Here is a 12,581-nt window from a genome sequence, read left to right as displayed (position 1 = left end):
ATTTTAATTTTATCCATCTATATAAAATTCTAATCAATTACTATTTAGTTGCTTGTGCTTGAACAGCAGTTATTGCAACAACGTTAACTATATCCTCTGAACTACATCCTCTTGAAAGGTCGTTTATTGGTTTAGCGAAACCTTGACAAACTGGTCCAATAGCTTCTGCATTAGCAAATCTTTGAACTAATTTATATCCTATATTTCCAGCTTGTAAATCTGGGAATACTAAAACATTAGCATTTCCTGCTACTTTACTATTTGGAGCTTTTTGTGAAGCAACTTTTCCAACTATAGCAGCATCTAATTGTAATTCACCATCTATATCTAAATCTGGTCTTAATTCTTTAGCTTTTTCTGTTGCTACTCTTACCTTTGTTACTAAATCATGATCAGCACTTCCCATTGTTGAGAATGAAAGCATTGCAACCTTTGGATCCATTTTGCAAAGATTTTTAGCAGTATCAGCAGTAGCTATAGCTATAGCAGCTAATTGGTCTGCATTTGGATTTGGATTAACAGCACAGTCTGAGAATAATAACATTCCACCTTCTCCATATTGTGAACCTGGTACCATCATTATGAAGAAACTTGATACTACAGATACTCCTGGAGCAGTTTTTATTATTTGAAGGCCTGGTCTTAAAAGGTCACCAGTTGTGTGTACAGCACCTGATACCATTCCGTCTGCATCACCCATTTTTACCATCATTGTTCCGAAGTATAAAGGATCTCTTACGATTTTCCCAGCTTTTTCAACTGTCATTCCTTTAGCTTTTCTTAATTCATAAAATTCGTTTATATAAGTGTCTAATTTATCTGAAGTTTCAGGATCAACTATGTTTACTCCCTCTAAATTTACGCCTAAAGCTTCAGCTTTTTCTCTTATTACTTGTTCTGAACCTACTAAGTAAACGTCAGCAAGTCCTTCTTCTTTTATTCTTTGTGAAGCGACAAGAGTTCTCTCTTCATCACCTTCTGGAAGTACTATTTTTTTTCTATTATTTTTAGCACTTTCCCATATTTGTTTCATAAGTTCCATGTTCATTTCTCCTTTCAAGTCAAAGCAGATGTTATGTGTTATCACACACAATACTAATAATACTATACTCCTATACTAATATATTTTTCAACAGATAACAAACAAAAAAACGGTATCATAATATTGTTTTTATATTTAAAATTATCTGAATTTTCTAATAAATATATACACTTTATTATTTTTATATATTAGGTTATTATAGTTTTATCAAAATAGGAAAAAGTGGTGATTTAAATGAATATAACTGGCATAATAACTGAATATAACCCTTTTCATCTAGGTCATGAACTTCATCTAAAAAGTTCAAAAGAGATTACAAATTGCGATGGAGTTATTTGTGCTATGAGTGGAAACTTTGTGCAAAGAGGTTTGCCTGCTTTAACGGACAAATGGACTAGAACAAAAATGGCCTTAGAAGCTGGAGTTGATTTAGTTGTAGAACTTCCAACCCTTTTTGCAACTTCTTCAGCAGAATTTTTTGCCTTTGGTGCAGTATCTTTGCTTAATTCTTTAAATGTAGTTAATAATATTTGTTTTGGGTCAGAATGTGGAGATATAGATTTAATCAAAAAACTTAGTGAAATTATTATCAATGAACCTCCTCTATTTAAAGAATATTTAAAGGATTATTTAAAGGAAGGACTTCCCTTTCCTAAAGCTAGAAGTGAAGCTTTAATGAAGTACTTAGATGATAATAATTATAAAATTGATTTTTCATACTTAGAAAAAGTTCTAAACTCTTCTAATAATATATTAGCCATTGAATATTGTAAAAGCCTTTATAAGCTTCAAAGTTCTATAAAACCTTTTACTATACAAAGATTAGGAGCAGATTACAATGATGAAAAACTTTCAAAAAATGAAATAGCTTCTGCTTCTGCCATAAGAAAAAGTATTTATACTTCAAATATAGAAGAAAGTCTTGATTTTATGCCTGAGTATAGCTATAACTTATTAAAAAACACTTCATTTAGTGATTTAGACAAAATGTTTGACTTAGTAAAATACGCTATAGTAAGCAATCCTAATGTATTAAAAGAAATACCAGAGGCTTCTGAAGGAATAGATAATAAGATAATTCAAAACATAGGAAAAGCTAATTCTTTAGATGAATTAATAAACCTTTGTAAAAGTAAGCGTTATTCATACACTAGATTAAACAGAATTTTATGTCACGTACTATTAAATGTAAATAAAGATCTTCTTTCTCTTAGAAAATCTTCTCCTAATTATGTAAGAATCTTAGGATTTAATAATAAAGGAAGGGAAATTTTAAAAGAGATTAAGAAAAATTCTGAAATAAACATCGTTAATAAATTATCAAAAGCTAAAGCAGATCCTTTGTTAGAATTTGACATAAAAGCCACTAATATTTATAGCCTTCTAAATCCATCAGTTAAAATTAACAGTGATTATTTAATTAGTCCTATTATTTTTAGATAACAATAATATTATTATATGTACTTAAATATAAATACTATATATGATTTCGTAAAAGGAGGAAACCATGTATAGTATTTTATTTTTACTTATAATAATACTAAGTATAATTTTAATAAAATTATTAAAAATAAAAGGCAATATTATTTTTTCTTTATTTTTAACCCTAACAGTAATTTACTTTATAGTAAATCCTAAACTTTCCATGGAAGCATCCTTAGCTGGTGCAAAGTTATTTTTTTACTCTGTGCTTCCAACTATGTTTCCATTTATGGTTATATGTAACATGATAATTAATTTAGATGGAATAAAACTATATTCAAAGATCTTAGGTCCTATTCTATGTAAACCCTTAGGATTAAGTTATCCTTGTAGCTTTGCTTTAGTTGCAAGTTTTCTTTGTGGATATCCACTAGGTGCAAAATATTCCACTGACTTATATAAAAAGGGGCTTATTCCCCACGATGAATTTGTAAGACTTTTAAATATAGCTTCTAATATAGGCCCTTTATTTCTATTAGGCGCTGTGGGAACATCAATGCTTGGAAATTCAACTCTTGGATATTTATTATTAATACCAAGTTATCTTTCTGCAATTATTATGGGTATAATAACTAAAAATAAAAAAAGAGAGAAAAAACTCTCTCTTTCTAAAGAAGTCATTACTGAAAACAAATCTACTTTTAACATAGGAGAAGTGATTAAAAAGTCTATTGAGGATGCTTCCTTAAATATACTTGTCCTATGCGGATATGTAATTATGTTTTCAGTAATAATAAGTATGTTAAAAACCTTATTTATTTCAACTGGAACATTAACAAACTTAAGTTCTATGTTAAATCTACCTCCTGATATATTTAACGGTTTATTTTTAGGAAGCATAGAAGTTACAAATGGATGTAACATAATAGCTTCTAGTAATTTATCACTTTTTAGCAAATTACTCTTACTATCATTTTTAAGTTCCTTTGGTGGACTTTCAATAATAATGCAAACTTCTTCTTTCTTTTATAAAGAAAATGTATCTATAATAAAATACTTCTTATTTAAAGTTTTGCAAGGAATAATTGCCTTTGTACTTATGTTTTTCATTTATATGATATTTAAAAATAATATTGCAGTTTCACTTATAGAAAGCTCATTTTTAATTACGCTTTCTCCAATAATATTAATTATAGGAATAACCCTTGGCTTAGCAATTTTATATAAATTACTTATCGCCTCTTAATTCCTTAATATTGCTTCTTATTTCACCAGTTGCTTTATCTAAGTCTTCTGTGAAATCAATAGCAAACTTCTCCATATTATTTTTCATATGATTAAGAAATTCTTCTCTTTTATTAGTTATTTCATTTTCTAATTGAGATAATATTTCATCAGCATATTCTCTTGAGCCTAGTCTAATAGTTTTTGCTTGTCTTTGAGCATTAGCTATTATCTCCTGGGCTCTTAATTCTGCTTCTTTTACTATATTATGATTCTCAATTCTTTTTTTCATCATTTCATAAGTTTCTTGCTTAACACTCTCATTTTCTTTTCTAGCTTCAGCTAAGATTCTTTCTTTCTCTCCTAAAACCCACTGTGCTTTTTTAATCTCATCTGGAAGACAATTAATCACTTGGTCTAAAAGTTCTAAAACTTCTTTTCTATCAACAACAACCTTACCTGTTATAGGGACCTTAGAAGCTCCCTCAACAATATCTCTTAAGTAATCTAAAATTTCAATAACTTGTGACTCCATGTTAATAATTATCCCTCCCCTCTTAAACTAATAATCCTTTCTTCTAAATCCTCTACTATCTCTTTTGGAACAAAGTTTTTTATTTCTCCATTAAAACTTGCAACCTGCTTTATTGCAGACGAGCTTATATAAGAGTAATTAGGGCTTGTAACCATAAATACAGTTTCAACCTCATTTGCTAATTCTCTGTTCATAAGTGCCATTTGGAATTCATATTCAAAATCAGTAACTGATCTTAAACCTTTTATTATTACATCTGCTTTTTCTTTTCTCACAAAATCAATTAAAAGTCCATTAAAACTTTTAACCTCAACATTATTGTATTTTGCAACGCACTTCTCTATAAGATTAACCCTTTCTTCTATAGAAAACATACCTTTTTTATTTATGTTTATAAGAACAGCAACTATGACCTTATCAAATTTACTTGCCGCTCTTTCAATAAGGTCTAGATGTCCTTTAGTAATAGGGTCAAAACTTCCTGGATAAACCCCTACTCTCATTTTAGTCCTCCTCTATTTTATAAAAGCAAACTGTTGTATTTCCATACTTCTTAACTTTTGTAAGCTTTATCTTTTCAGTTCCCTCAAAAATTTCTTCACTTGAATCTATTTTAGTAACTATTAACCCATCTTCTTGAAGTAAGTTTTTTTCTTCAATTATTTCTATAGCTTCTGGAATAAGATTTTTCATATATGGAGGATCTATAAACATTAAATCAAATACTTTACCTCTTGAAGCTAAACTTCTTAATGCAGAATAAGCATCTGTGTTTAGAGCATGACAAAAATCTCCGAAGCCTAAATTTTCTATATTTTTCTTTAAAACAGGGAATGTTACTGGACTCTTATCAACTAAGTAGCATTCTTTAGCTCCTCTACTTGCTGCTTCTAATCCTAAACTTCCTGTTCCTGCAAAAACATCTATAACTACAGCATCAGGTATATACCATTGAATCATACTAAACATTGATTCTTTTACTCTATCTAGTGTTGGTCTTGTTTCATATGTTGGTGGTGATAATAGTTTTCTTCCTCTTGCTTTTCCTGCTATTATTCTCATTTATAATGTCCTCCTTTGATTTTCCTTAATTATTTTATCATATTACTAGTTTTTGAACAATTTACTAATTGAAACAAATATACCTACTATTTCTTTCAATTCCCCTCATTATTTCTGTACAAAGCTTTTTATTATCTTCATTTATATTATTTACTATTAATTTAGCTTCATGATTAGCACATTTTAATATATTTATATCATCAACTACATTAGCTAGAATAAATCCTTCATCTCCATGCTGTCTCATTCCAAAGACTTCCCCAGCACCTCTTAGTTTTAAATCCTCTTCTGCAATATAAAAACCATCTGAACTCTCTGTCATTATTTCCATCCTTCTTCTAGTAATATCATTTTTAGTATTAGCTATAAGAATACAATAAGACTTATGTTCTCCTCTTCCAACTCTTCCTCTAAGCTGATGAAGTTGAGCTAAACCAAACCTCTCTGCATTTTCTATAATCATCATTGTAGAGTTTGGTACATTAACACCTACTTCTATAACCGTTGTAGATATTATACCTTTTATTTCCCCATTTTTAAAGGTATTTATAATTTTATCCTTATCTTTTCCAGCCATCTTACCGTGTAAAATTTCAATTCTTACATCCTTAAAGATTCCATTTTTAAGTTCTTCATAAATTTTTTCAACAGAGTTTAGATTTAACTTTTCATTTTCCTCTATTAAAGGTGATACTATATAGAATTGTCTTCCTTTCTCTACTTCCTTTAAAGCAAAGTTATAAGCCTTCATTCTTTGATTCATATCTACTAGCATAGTATCTATTGGCTTTCTTCCTGGAGGTAATTCATCTATTATAGAAATATCCAAGTCACTATATAAATATAAGGAAAGAGTTCTTGGAATAGGGGTAGCAGTCATTACTAAAACATCCGCTCTCTTATTTTTATTTATAAGCCTACTTCTCTGTTCTACTCCAAATCTATGTTGCTCATCTGTTACCACAAGACCTAAATTATTTAGTTCAACATCATCCTGTATTAAGGCATGAGTTCCTATTAACATTATTTCTTTCCCTGAAGCTATTTTTTCTTTTATTCTCTTCTTTTCTTTTTCCTTAGTGCTTCCAGTTAAAAGCTCTATATCAACTCCAAATTTATCTAAATATTTTTTAGCTTCAGCATAATGTTGATTAGCTAATATTTCTGTAGGTGCCATAAGAACAGTTTGATATCCGTTCATGTACACATTAAACATAGATATTAATGCTACTAAAGTTTTTCCAGATCCAACATCCCCTTGAACCAATCTATTCATGGCAATATTTCTCTTTTGATCTAGAAGTATTTCTCTAAGAGTTCTTGATTGTGTATTAGTTAAAGTATATGGAAGTGACTCTTTTAAGTCCTTAAGAAGATGACTCATTTTAAAACTTATTCCGCTATTTTCTTTCTTTATATGAGCCTTCATCATTATTATTTTTAGGGAGTATGTGAATAATTCTTGAAACTTAAGTCTATTTATTGCACTTTGTAACTCTCCTCTTCCCTCTGGAAAATGTATGCTTCTTATAGCTTTATCTAAGGATATAAGTTTATACTTTTTCACTATTTCATCTGGTAAATTTTCTTTTATAATCATATTCTTAAGTATTTCATTTATAAGTTTAACTAAAATTTTGTTTGTTAATCCATTTTTCAAAGTATATATAGGTAAAATCTCACTTTTATTAGCTTCTTTACAAGGTATTAATGGATTAATAACCTCTAGAGTATTATTAACCTTTTTAAATTTACCCATAAGATTATATTCATTACCTAAAATGAAATTCCTTTTTATATAAGGCTGATTAAACCATTTCCCTATAACCTTTAAGTTATTATATGTAAAGTTAATTGTAGTTAAAGTTTTACCATTTCTAGTTCTTATGGAACTTCCATAACTTTGAACTCTACATTTTAAAATAGCTTTTTCATCACTTGTATCTCCATTTAAACTTATATCATCATTTAAAAATTCATAGTCCCTTGGAAAATATAAAAGTAAATCTAAAACAGTAAATATACCAACTTTATTAAGTCTCTCTTTAAGTTTAGGTCCAACACCTTTTACTAATCCTATATCATCGTATATGTTAATCCTAATCCCCTCCTTAAATAATAAAGCTAATTTAATCATCTATAAAAAAATAATATACCTTAATTACATTCTTAAAATTGCAAAATTAAAGGATTATAACCATAAAACTTATAGCTATAACCCTATAATAAAATTTCTATTCATATTAGCTTTAAAAAACTAAAATTTCACTAAAAATTATTAACTCTTAATTATTCTACTGACATTATGAAGTAATATAATGGCTGTTCACCCTTATAACATTGAACATCTAAATCTTCATATTTTCCTTCTAGTTTTTCAATTAAGGCATCAACTTTTTCCTCTTCACAGTCTTTACCATAGAATATAGTGATTAACTCTGAATCTTCATCAACTAAAGAATCTATTAAATCCTCAGCTACTTTATATGGATCTTCTCCAACTTCTTTTATCTTACCTTCAACTAAGCCTAAGATATTACCTTCTTTGATTTCTTTTCCATCAACTTCAGTATCTCTAACAGCATATGTTACAGAAGTTGTTTTTACCATTTCCATAGCTTCTTTTAACTCTTCAGTATTTTCTTCAACGTCAGCTTCTGGGTTAAACATAGTTATACAAGTTATTCCTTGAGGAATTGTCTTTGTTGGTATAACTCTTATATCCTTATCTGATATTTCAGCTGCTTGATTAGCTGCCATAATTATATTTTTGTTGTTAGGTAAAATAAATATATGCTCAGCATTTAATTTTTCAATAGCTTCTAACATATCTTGAGTACTTGGGTTCATAGTTTGACCACCTTCTATAACATAGTCAACACCTAAGTCCTTAAATATGTTTTTCATACCTTCACCCATTGCTACTGATATAAATGCATATTTTTTAAACTCTCCAGCTGCAACACTCTCCTCTGTTTCAGCTGCCTCTTCATACATACCTTCAAGCATTTCTCTATGCTCTTCTCTCATGTTATCAATCTTAATTTTTGAAAGTTCTCCAAATTTAACTGCCTCTTCTAGAACTTTTCCTGGATTATTTGTGTGAATATGAACTTTAATTACATCCTCATATCCAACAACAACTAAAGAATCACCCTTATTTATAACTTTTGATTTAAATTCTTCTGCATGGTTTGAGTCCCCTAAGATTATAAACTCAGTACAGTATCCAAATTTAATATCTTCTTCACTCATAGTTTCACTTCTTTGAGCCTTAGCTACTGAAGATTTAACAGCTTGTGGTGTTCCTGTAGTTACTTTTAATCCATTTTCTAAAGCTTCTTGCATTCCTTGAAGGATTATTAATAATCCCATTCCGCCTGAATCAACAACTTTAGCTTTCTTTAATGCTGGTAACATTTCTGGTGTCTTATCAAGCATAATTTTACTTTCTCTGCATACTTCTCTCATAAGTTCAGTTATATTATCTTCTTTTAAGGCTACAGCCACTTCACCAGCAGTTCTAACAATTGTAAGTATTGTTCCCTCTGTTGGTCTCATAACAGCCTTATACGCTGATTTACTTCCCTCTAAAAGTGCATTAGCAAATTCACTTGCATCAGCCTCTTCTTTTCCTTCAAGCCCTTTTGATATACCTCTAAGAATTTGTGAAAGAATAACACCTGAGTTTCCTCTTGCACCCATAAGAGCACCTTTAGCTAGTTTCTTAGAAACTTCACCAATGTTTTTGTTATCCATTCCTTCGATTTCCTTAACAGCAGCTCTAAATGTCATAGACATGTTTGTTCCTGTATCTCCATCTGGAACTGGGAAAACGTTAAGAGAGTTTACATATTCACTCTGTAACTCTAGCTTATTTGCTGCATTACTCATCATATAATACAAGTGTTCCCCATTTACTTTATTAAATTTCATTCTGTTTTACCTCCTAGACTCTAACCGCTTGAACATTTACTGTTATGCTAGATACTTTAAGCCCAGTATAATTTTCAACATTATATTTAACTTTTTGAATTATATTGTTTGCTATTACAGATATTTTTGTACCATATTCTACCATAACAAATACTTCTATTGTTAACTTATCATTTTTATCATCTATTTTTACGCCTTTTGTTAAATTTTCTATTCTCATTAACTCCCAAAGGCCTTCTGTAGCGCTCTTAGAAACCATTCCAACAACTCCGTAGCATTCCATTGTTGATAACCCAACAATCTTTGCTAAAACGTCATCAGTATAAGACACATTTCCATATTCATTTGAATATCCTATCATGGCGATTCCTCCTCAACTATTAGATATACTGTATTCTATATTAACTGCCTATAAAAGTCACTTAAAAATAAATACATAAACCTATTACATATACTATATTCTATATTAAATACTTTGATTATTCAAGAACTATATACCTTTTGAAACATATTTTTAAAGAATTATTTTAATATTATACTTGCATAACTAATATATATTATGATAGAATATTATCTGTCCTATTGAAGATTTTATCTTCATTTTAAAGGAGGTGTTTTTAATGGCAAGAAGATGCGAGATTTGTAACAAAGGAGTTGTAGCTGGAGTACAATACAGTCACTCTCACAGACAATCAAAGAGAACTTGGGCTCCTAACATAAAAAAGGTTAAAGCAATCGTTAAAGGAACACCAAAAACTGTTCACGTTTGTACAAGATGCTTAAGATCTGGAAAAGTTCAAAGAGCTATATAAGAAATCTTTGGCTAAAATGCAGTTTAATAACTGCATTTTTATTTTGCATAAAAATAAGGGATAAGTTTTACTTATCCCTTAATTTTTTCCATCTTATGTATCAGATTTCTTATTACCTTTAAACATTCTAACTATTTTAGCTAAGAACTTTGGTAACTTAATAGTCATTATTCTCATAAACTCTCTCCTACCTTTAAAATTATTTCTTATTTTATTTTATGCAGAAGAAACTCAAATTGTGTTTAATCTCTTGAATATATAACTAAAACTTCACCTTTTTCAAAGGATATATCAATATATTCATCAATAAACTCATTAGACACACATAATGAATCTCCTATTAAAAGTTTATGATTATAAAGTTCATATTTAGAACCTTTTATAGAAAAATTATTTACTGGAGAACCAAAAGCTTGAAATGATATATAATCACCAAATTCTTTTTTTAGAGTTGTCCCTTTATTCTTTAGGTAAATTTTATTATTATTATCAATAATATATGCCTCAATACCTCTCTCTAAAGCTTCTCTTAAAAGTCCTAAATTAGCCATAACATGATCTAATCTTGTTCCTGTAACCCCTAAGAAGACAATTTCTGTAGCTCCTAATTCAACTGCTTTAAAAAAAGCAATCTCAGTATCAGTATTATCCTTCTCAGGATTAAATTTTTCTACTTTTATTTTATCTAATATATCCTTATATTCTTCTCCTATAGAATCAAAGTCTCCTAGGGCATAATCTGGAGTAAATCCATTTTCTAAATAGGCTTCAGCTCCCCTATCAGCAGCTATTAATAAGTCACACTCTTTAATTTCACTTTTTAATAACTCACTACTAGGCTTTTCTCCCCCAGCTATTATAAGAACTTTCATTTTATAGTGCCTCTCTTAAAGCTTTAATGTTTTCTTCTATTTTATCTTCTTTAAATACAGCTGATCCAGCAACTAAAACATTAGCTCCAGCTTCTACTATCTCTTTTATATTATTTGCACCTACTCCTCCATCAACTTGGATTAATAAGTCTTCCTTACCACAAGCCTTAGCCATTTCTTTTACTTCTTTTATCTTATCTAAACTATATGGTATAAAGCTTTGTCCTCCAAACCCTGGATTAACAGACATTATTAATACCATATCTAATGAAGGTATTAAATTCTTAAGCATTGAAACTGGTGTACCTGGATTTAAAGCTATTCCAGCCTTGCATCCTTTACTTTTTATATAATTTATTGTTCTATCAATATGTCTATCAGCTTCATAATGTACAGTTATTAAATCTGCTCCTGCACTTATAAATTCATCTACATATCTTCCTGGCTCTTCTATCATTAAGTGAACATCAAAAACAAGATTGCTTAAGTTCCTTATAGCTTTCATTATTGGAAATCCAAAGCTTATATTTGGAACAAAATGACCATCCATTACATCTATATGTAAGAACTCTGCCCCACCTTTTTCTACTCTCTTAACTTGTTCTCCTAAAATACTAAAATCTGCTGATAATATTGATGGTGCTATTTTAACCATTAATTACCCCTCCTATTTATTATCTCTTCTAAGGTTTTTATATAAAATTCATATCTTAGCTTGTTTATTTTACCCTCTTCAACTGCTTCTTTTACAGCACACTTAGGTTCTTTATAGTGATTACATCCATTAAATTTGCAAAGATTATTATAATCATTAAATTCTGGGAAGCAATATTTTAAGCTATCTCTATCTATAAAAGTAACATCTAAAGTTGTAAATCCTGGAGTATCAACTAAGTATCCATTGTCTACATCTATAAGTTCACTATGTCTAGTAGTATGCTTACCTCTTCCTATTTTTTCACTTACACTTCCTGTTTCCATATGTTCTCTATCTATAAAAGAATTTAAAAGTGTCGATTTTCCTGCTCCAGAAGGGCCACAAAGGACTGTTATGTTATGTTCTAATCTTTCCTTTAAAGCATCAAAACCTTTTCCTTCCTTGGCATTTATGAAGAGAACCTCATAACCTATATCATTTATTAATTCTTTTAAGTTTTCTTTTTCCTCCTCTGTACATAAATCTTCTTTATTTAAACATACAACTGCATGTATATCATTATACTCACAAAGAGTTAAAAATCTATTTAATAAATCTAAATTTATGTCAGGATTTTTTATTGCAAATACAACGAAAGCTTGTGTTACGTTTGCAACAGTTGGTCTTATAAGCTCTGAGCTTCTCTCATGTATATCCTCTATTACACCTTTTCCATTCTCTACTTTTATGGTAACTCTATCTCCTACCATAGGCTTTAATGAATTATATCTGAATTTACCTCTAGCTTTACATTCAATAATTCCTTCATCTGTTTTTATATAATAGAATCCACCTATACCTTTTATTATAATTCCTTCCATGTTTCCTCCCTATCTTTAATATTATATATTCTTATAATAAACAAATTTTAATATAAAATGCAAGAATCTTAATAATTATATAGACTCTTTTCCATTCCTTATAATTCTATTTTCTATTTATAAATCAAGTTTTTCTCTTATTTATTTGATTATATAAA

General features: G+C 29.2%; 14 protein-coding genes. 3 read left to right on the top strand and 11 right to left on the bottom strand.

The window, feature by feature from the left end; genetic code table 11:
• Window positions 1–40: 40 nt before the first annotated feature.
• Window positions 41–1,042 (bottom strand): phosphate acetyltransferase, encoded by a 1,002-nt coding sequence (gene pta, locus I6G60_RS06720; protein ID WP_003458455.1) that lies wholly within the window; start codon window positions 1,040–1,042, stop codon window positions 41–43.
• Between the two features lie 234 nt (window positions 1,043–1,276).
• Between pta and I6G60_RS06715 the strand changes: the two genes are divergently transcribed.
• The gene (locus I6G60_RS06715; RefSeq protein ID WP_197925667.1) at window positions 1,277–2,485 is read left to right on the top strand and encodes a nucleotidyltransferase; all 1,209 of its coding nucleotides are present in this window, start codon (window positions 1,277–1,279) and stop codon (window positions 2,483–2,485) included.
• Between the two features lie 64 nt (window positions 2,486–2,549).
• Window positions 2,550–3,710, top strand: coding sequence for a sporulation integral membrane protein YlbJ (ylbJ, locus tag I6G60_RS06710; protein ID WP_111744273.1), 1,161 nt, complete (start codon window positions 2,550–2,552; stop codon window positions 3,708–3,710).
• Here ylbJ and I6G60_RS06705 read toward each other — a convergent pair.
• The 6 genes from I6G60_RS06705 to I6G60_RS06680 form a co-directional block, all read right to left on the bottom strand.
• Window positions 3,693–4,223, bottom strand: coding sequence for an ATPase (locus I6G60_RS06705; RefSeq protein ID WP_003458392.1), 531 nt, complete (start codon window positions 4,221–4,223; stop codon window positions 3,693–3,695). The two genes, ylbJ and I6G60_RS06705, sit on opposite strands and share 18 nt — an antisense overlap.
• 8 nt (window positions 4,224–4,231) lie before the next feature.
• A complete protein-coding gene (gene coaD / locus I6G60_RS06700; RefSeq protein ID WP_003458450.1) occupies window positions 4,232–4,726 on the bottom strand; it encodes a pantetheine-phosphate adenylyltransferase in 495 nt (164 codons plus the stop codon).
• 1 nt (window position 4,727) lies between these two features.
• Window positions 4,728–5,285: a 16S rRNA (guanine(966)-N(2))-methyltransferase RsmD gene (gene rsmD / locus I6G60_RS06695; protein WP_003458525.1), complete on the bottom strand. Its 558-nt coding sequence runs from the start codon at window positions 5,283–5,285 to the stop codon at window positions 4,728–4,730.
• A 64-nt stretch (window positions 5,286–5,349) separates the two neighbouring features.
• Complete coding sequence (gene recG / locus I6G60_RS06690) at window positions 5,350–7,422, bottom strand: ATP-dependent DNA helicase RecG (protein WP_110016148.1); 2,073 nt, start codon at window positions 7,420–7,422, stop codon at window positions 5,350–5,352.
• A gap of 152 nt (window positions 7,423–7,574) precedes the next feature.
• Window positions 7,575–9,221, bottom strand: coding sequence for a DAK2 domain-containing protein (locus tag I6G60_RS06685; protein WP_003471654.1), 1,647 nt, complete (start codon window positions 9,219–9,221; stop codon window positions 7,575–7,577).
• 13 nt (window positions 9,222–9,234) lie between these two features.
• Window positions 9,235–9,582 carry an Asp23/Gls24 family envelope stress response protein gene (locus I6G60_RS06680; RefSeq protein WP_003458425.1) on the bottom strand — a complete coding sequence of 116 codons (348 nt, stop codon included), beginning with the start codon at window positions 9,580–9,582 and terminating at the stop codon, window positions 9,235–9,237.
• Between the two features lie 259 nt (window positions 9,583–9,841).
• Between I6G60_RS06680 and rpmB the strand changes: the two genes are divergently transcribed.
• On the top strand, window positions 9,842–10,033 hold the full coding sequence (rpmB, locus tag I6G60_RS06675) for a 50S ribosomal protein L28 (protein ID WP_003458496.1): 192 nt from the start codon (window positions 9,842–9,844) through the stop codon (window positions 10,031–10,033).
• A 93-nt stretch (window positions 10,034–10,126) separates the two neighbouring features.
• On the opposite strand, the gene spoVM is transcribed toward rpmB, so the two are convergent.
• The 4 genes from spoVM to rsgA all read right to left on the bottom strand — a co-directional run bounded on the left by spoVM (window position 10,127) and on the right by rsgA (window position 12,423).
• Window positions 10,127–10,201 (bottom strand): stage V sporulation protein SpoVM, encoded by a 75-nt coding sequence (gene spoVM, locus I6G60_RS15470; RefSeq protein ID WP_225899456.1) that lies wholly within the window; start codon window positions 10,199–10,201, stop codon window positions 10,127–10,129.
• A 74-nt stretch (window positions 10,202–10,275) separates the two neighbouring features.
• Complete coding sequence (locus I6G60_RS06665; protein ID WP_003449435.1) at window positions 10,276–10,905, bottom strand: thiamine diphosphokinase; 630 nt, start codon at window positions 10,903–10,905, stop codon at window positions 10,276–10,278.
• 1 nt (window position 10,906) lies between these two features.
• Window positions 10,907–11,560: a ribulose-phosphate 3-epimerase gene (rpe, locus tag I6G60_RS06660; RefSeq protein ID WP_003471640.1), complete on the bottom strand. Its 654-nt coding sequence runs from the start codon at window positions 11,558–11,560 to the stop codon at window positions 10,907–10,909.
• Window positions 11,560–12,423, bottom strand: a complete 864-nt coding sequence (gene rsgA / locus I6G60_RS06655; RefSeq protein WP_003475268.1) for a ribosome small subunit-dependent GTPase A — start codon at window positions 12,421–12,423, stop codon at window positions 11,560–11,562. Before rsgA ends, rpe begins: the two co-directional genes overlap by 1 nt.
• Window positions 12,424–12,581 lie beyond the last annotated feature (158 nt).

Source organism: Clostridium perfringens (genome assembly GCF_016027375.1).
Lineage (GTDB): Bacteria > Bacillota > Clostridia > Clostridiales > Clostridiaceae > Sarcina > Sarcina perfringens.
Note: the sequence above shows the minus strand (reverse complement) of the source record. Positions and strands in the feature narration are given on the sequence as shown.

Excerpts from the sequence above, each read along its gene's own strand:
- I6G60_RS06665 (WP_003449435.1), bottom strand. The coding sequence starts at position 10,905 with ATGAAAGTTCTTATAATAGCTGGGGGAGAAAAGCCTAGTAGTGAGTTA.
- I6G60_RS06680 (WP_003458425.1), bottom strand. The coding sequence starts at position 9,582 with ATGATAGGATATTCAAATGAATATGGAAATGTGTCTTATACTGATGAC.
- coaD (WP_003458450.1), bottom strand. The coding sequence starts at position 4,726 with ATGAGAGTAGGGGTTTATCCAGGAAGTTTTGACCCTATTACTAAAGGA.
- ylbJ (WP_111744273.1), top strand. The coding sequence starts at position 2,550 with ATGTATAGTATTTTATTTTTACTTATAATAATACTAAGTATAATTTTA.
- rsgA (WP_003475268.1), bottom strand. The coding sequence starts at position 12,423 with ATGGAAGGAATTATAATAAAAGGTATAGGTGGATTCTATTATATAAAA.
- rpmB (WP_003458496.1), top strand. The coding sequence starts at position 9,842 with ATGGCAAGAAGATGCGAGATTTGTAACAAAGGAGTTGTAGCTGGAGTA.
- rsmD (WP_003458525.1), bottom strand. The coding sequence starts at position 5,285 with ATGAGAATAATAGCAGGAAAAGCAAGAGGAAGAAAACTATTATCACCA.
- I6G60_RS06705 (WP_003458392.1), bottom strand. The coding sequence starts at position 4,223 with ATGGAGTCACAAGTTATTGAAATTTTAGATTACTTAAGAGATATTGTT.
- rpe (WP_003471640.1), bottom strand. The coding sequence starts at position 11,560 with ATGGTTAAAATAGCACCATCAATATTATCAGCAGATTTTAGTATTTTA.
- recG (WP_110016148.1), bottom strand. The coding sequence starts at position 7,422 with ATGATTAAATTAGCTTTATTATTTAAGGAGGGGATTAGGATTAACATA.
- I6G60_RS06715 (WP_197925667.1), top strand. The coding sequence starts at position 1,277 with ATGAATATAACTGGCATAATAACTGAATATAACCCTTTTCATCTAGGT.
- pta (WP_003458455.1), bottom strand. The coding sequence starts at position 1,042 with ATGGAACTTATGAAACAAATATGGGAAAGTGCTAAAAATAATAGAAAA.
- I6G60_RS06685 (WP_003471654.1), bottom strand. The coding sequence starts at position 9,221 with ATGAAATTTAATAAAGTAAATGGGGAACACTTGTATTATATGATGAGT.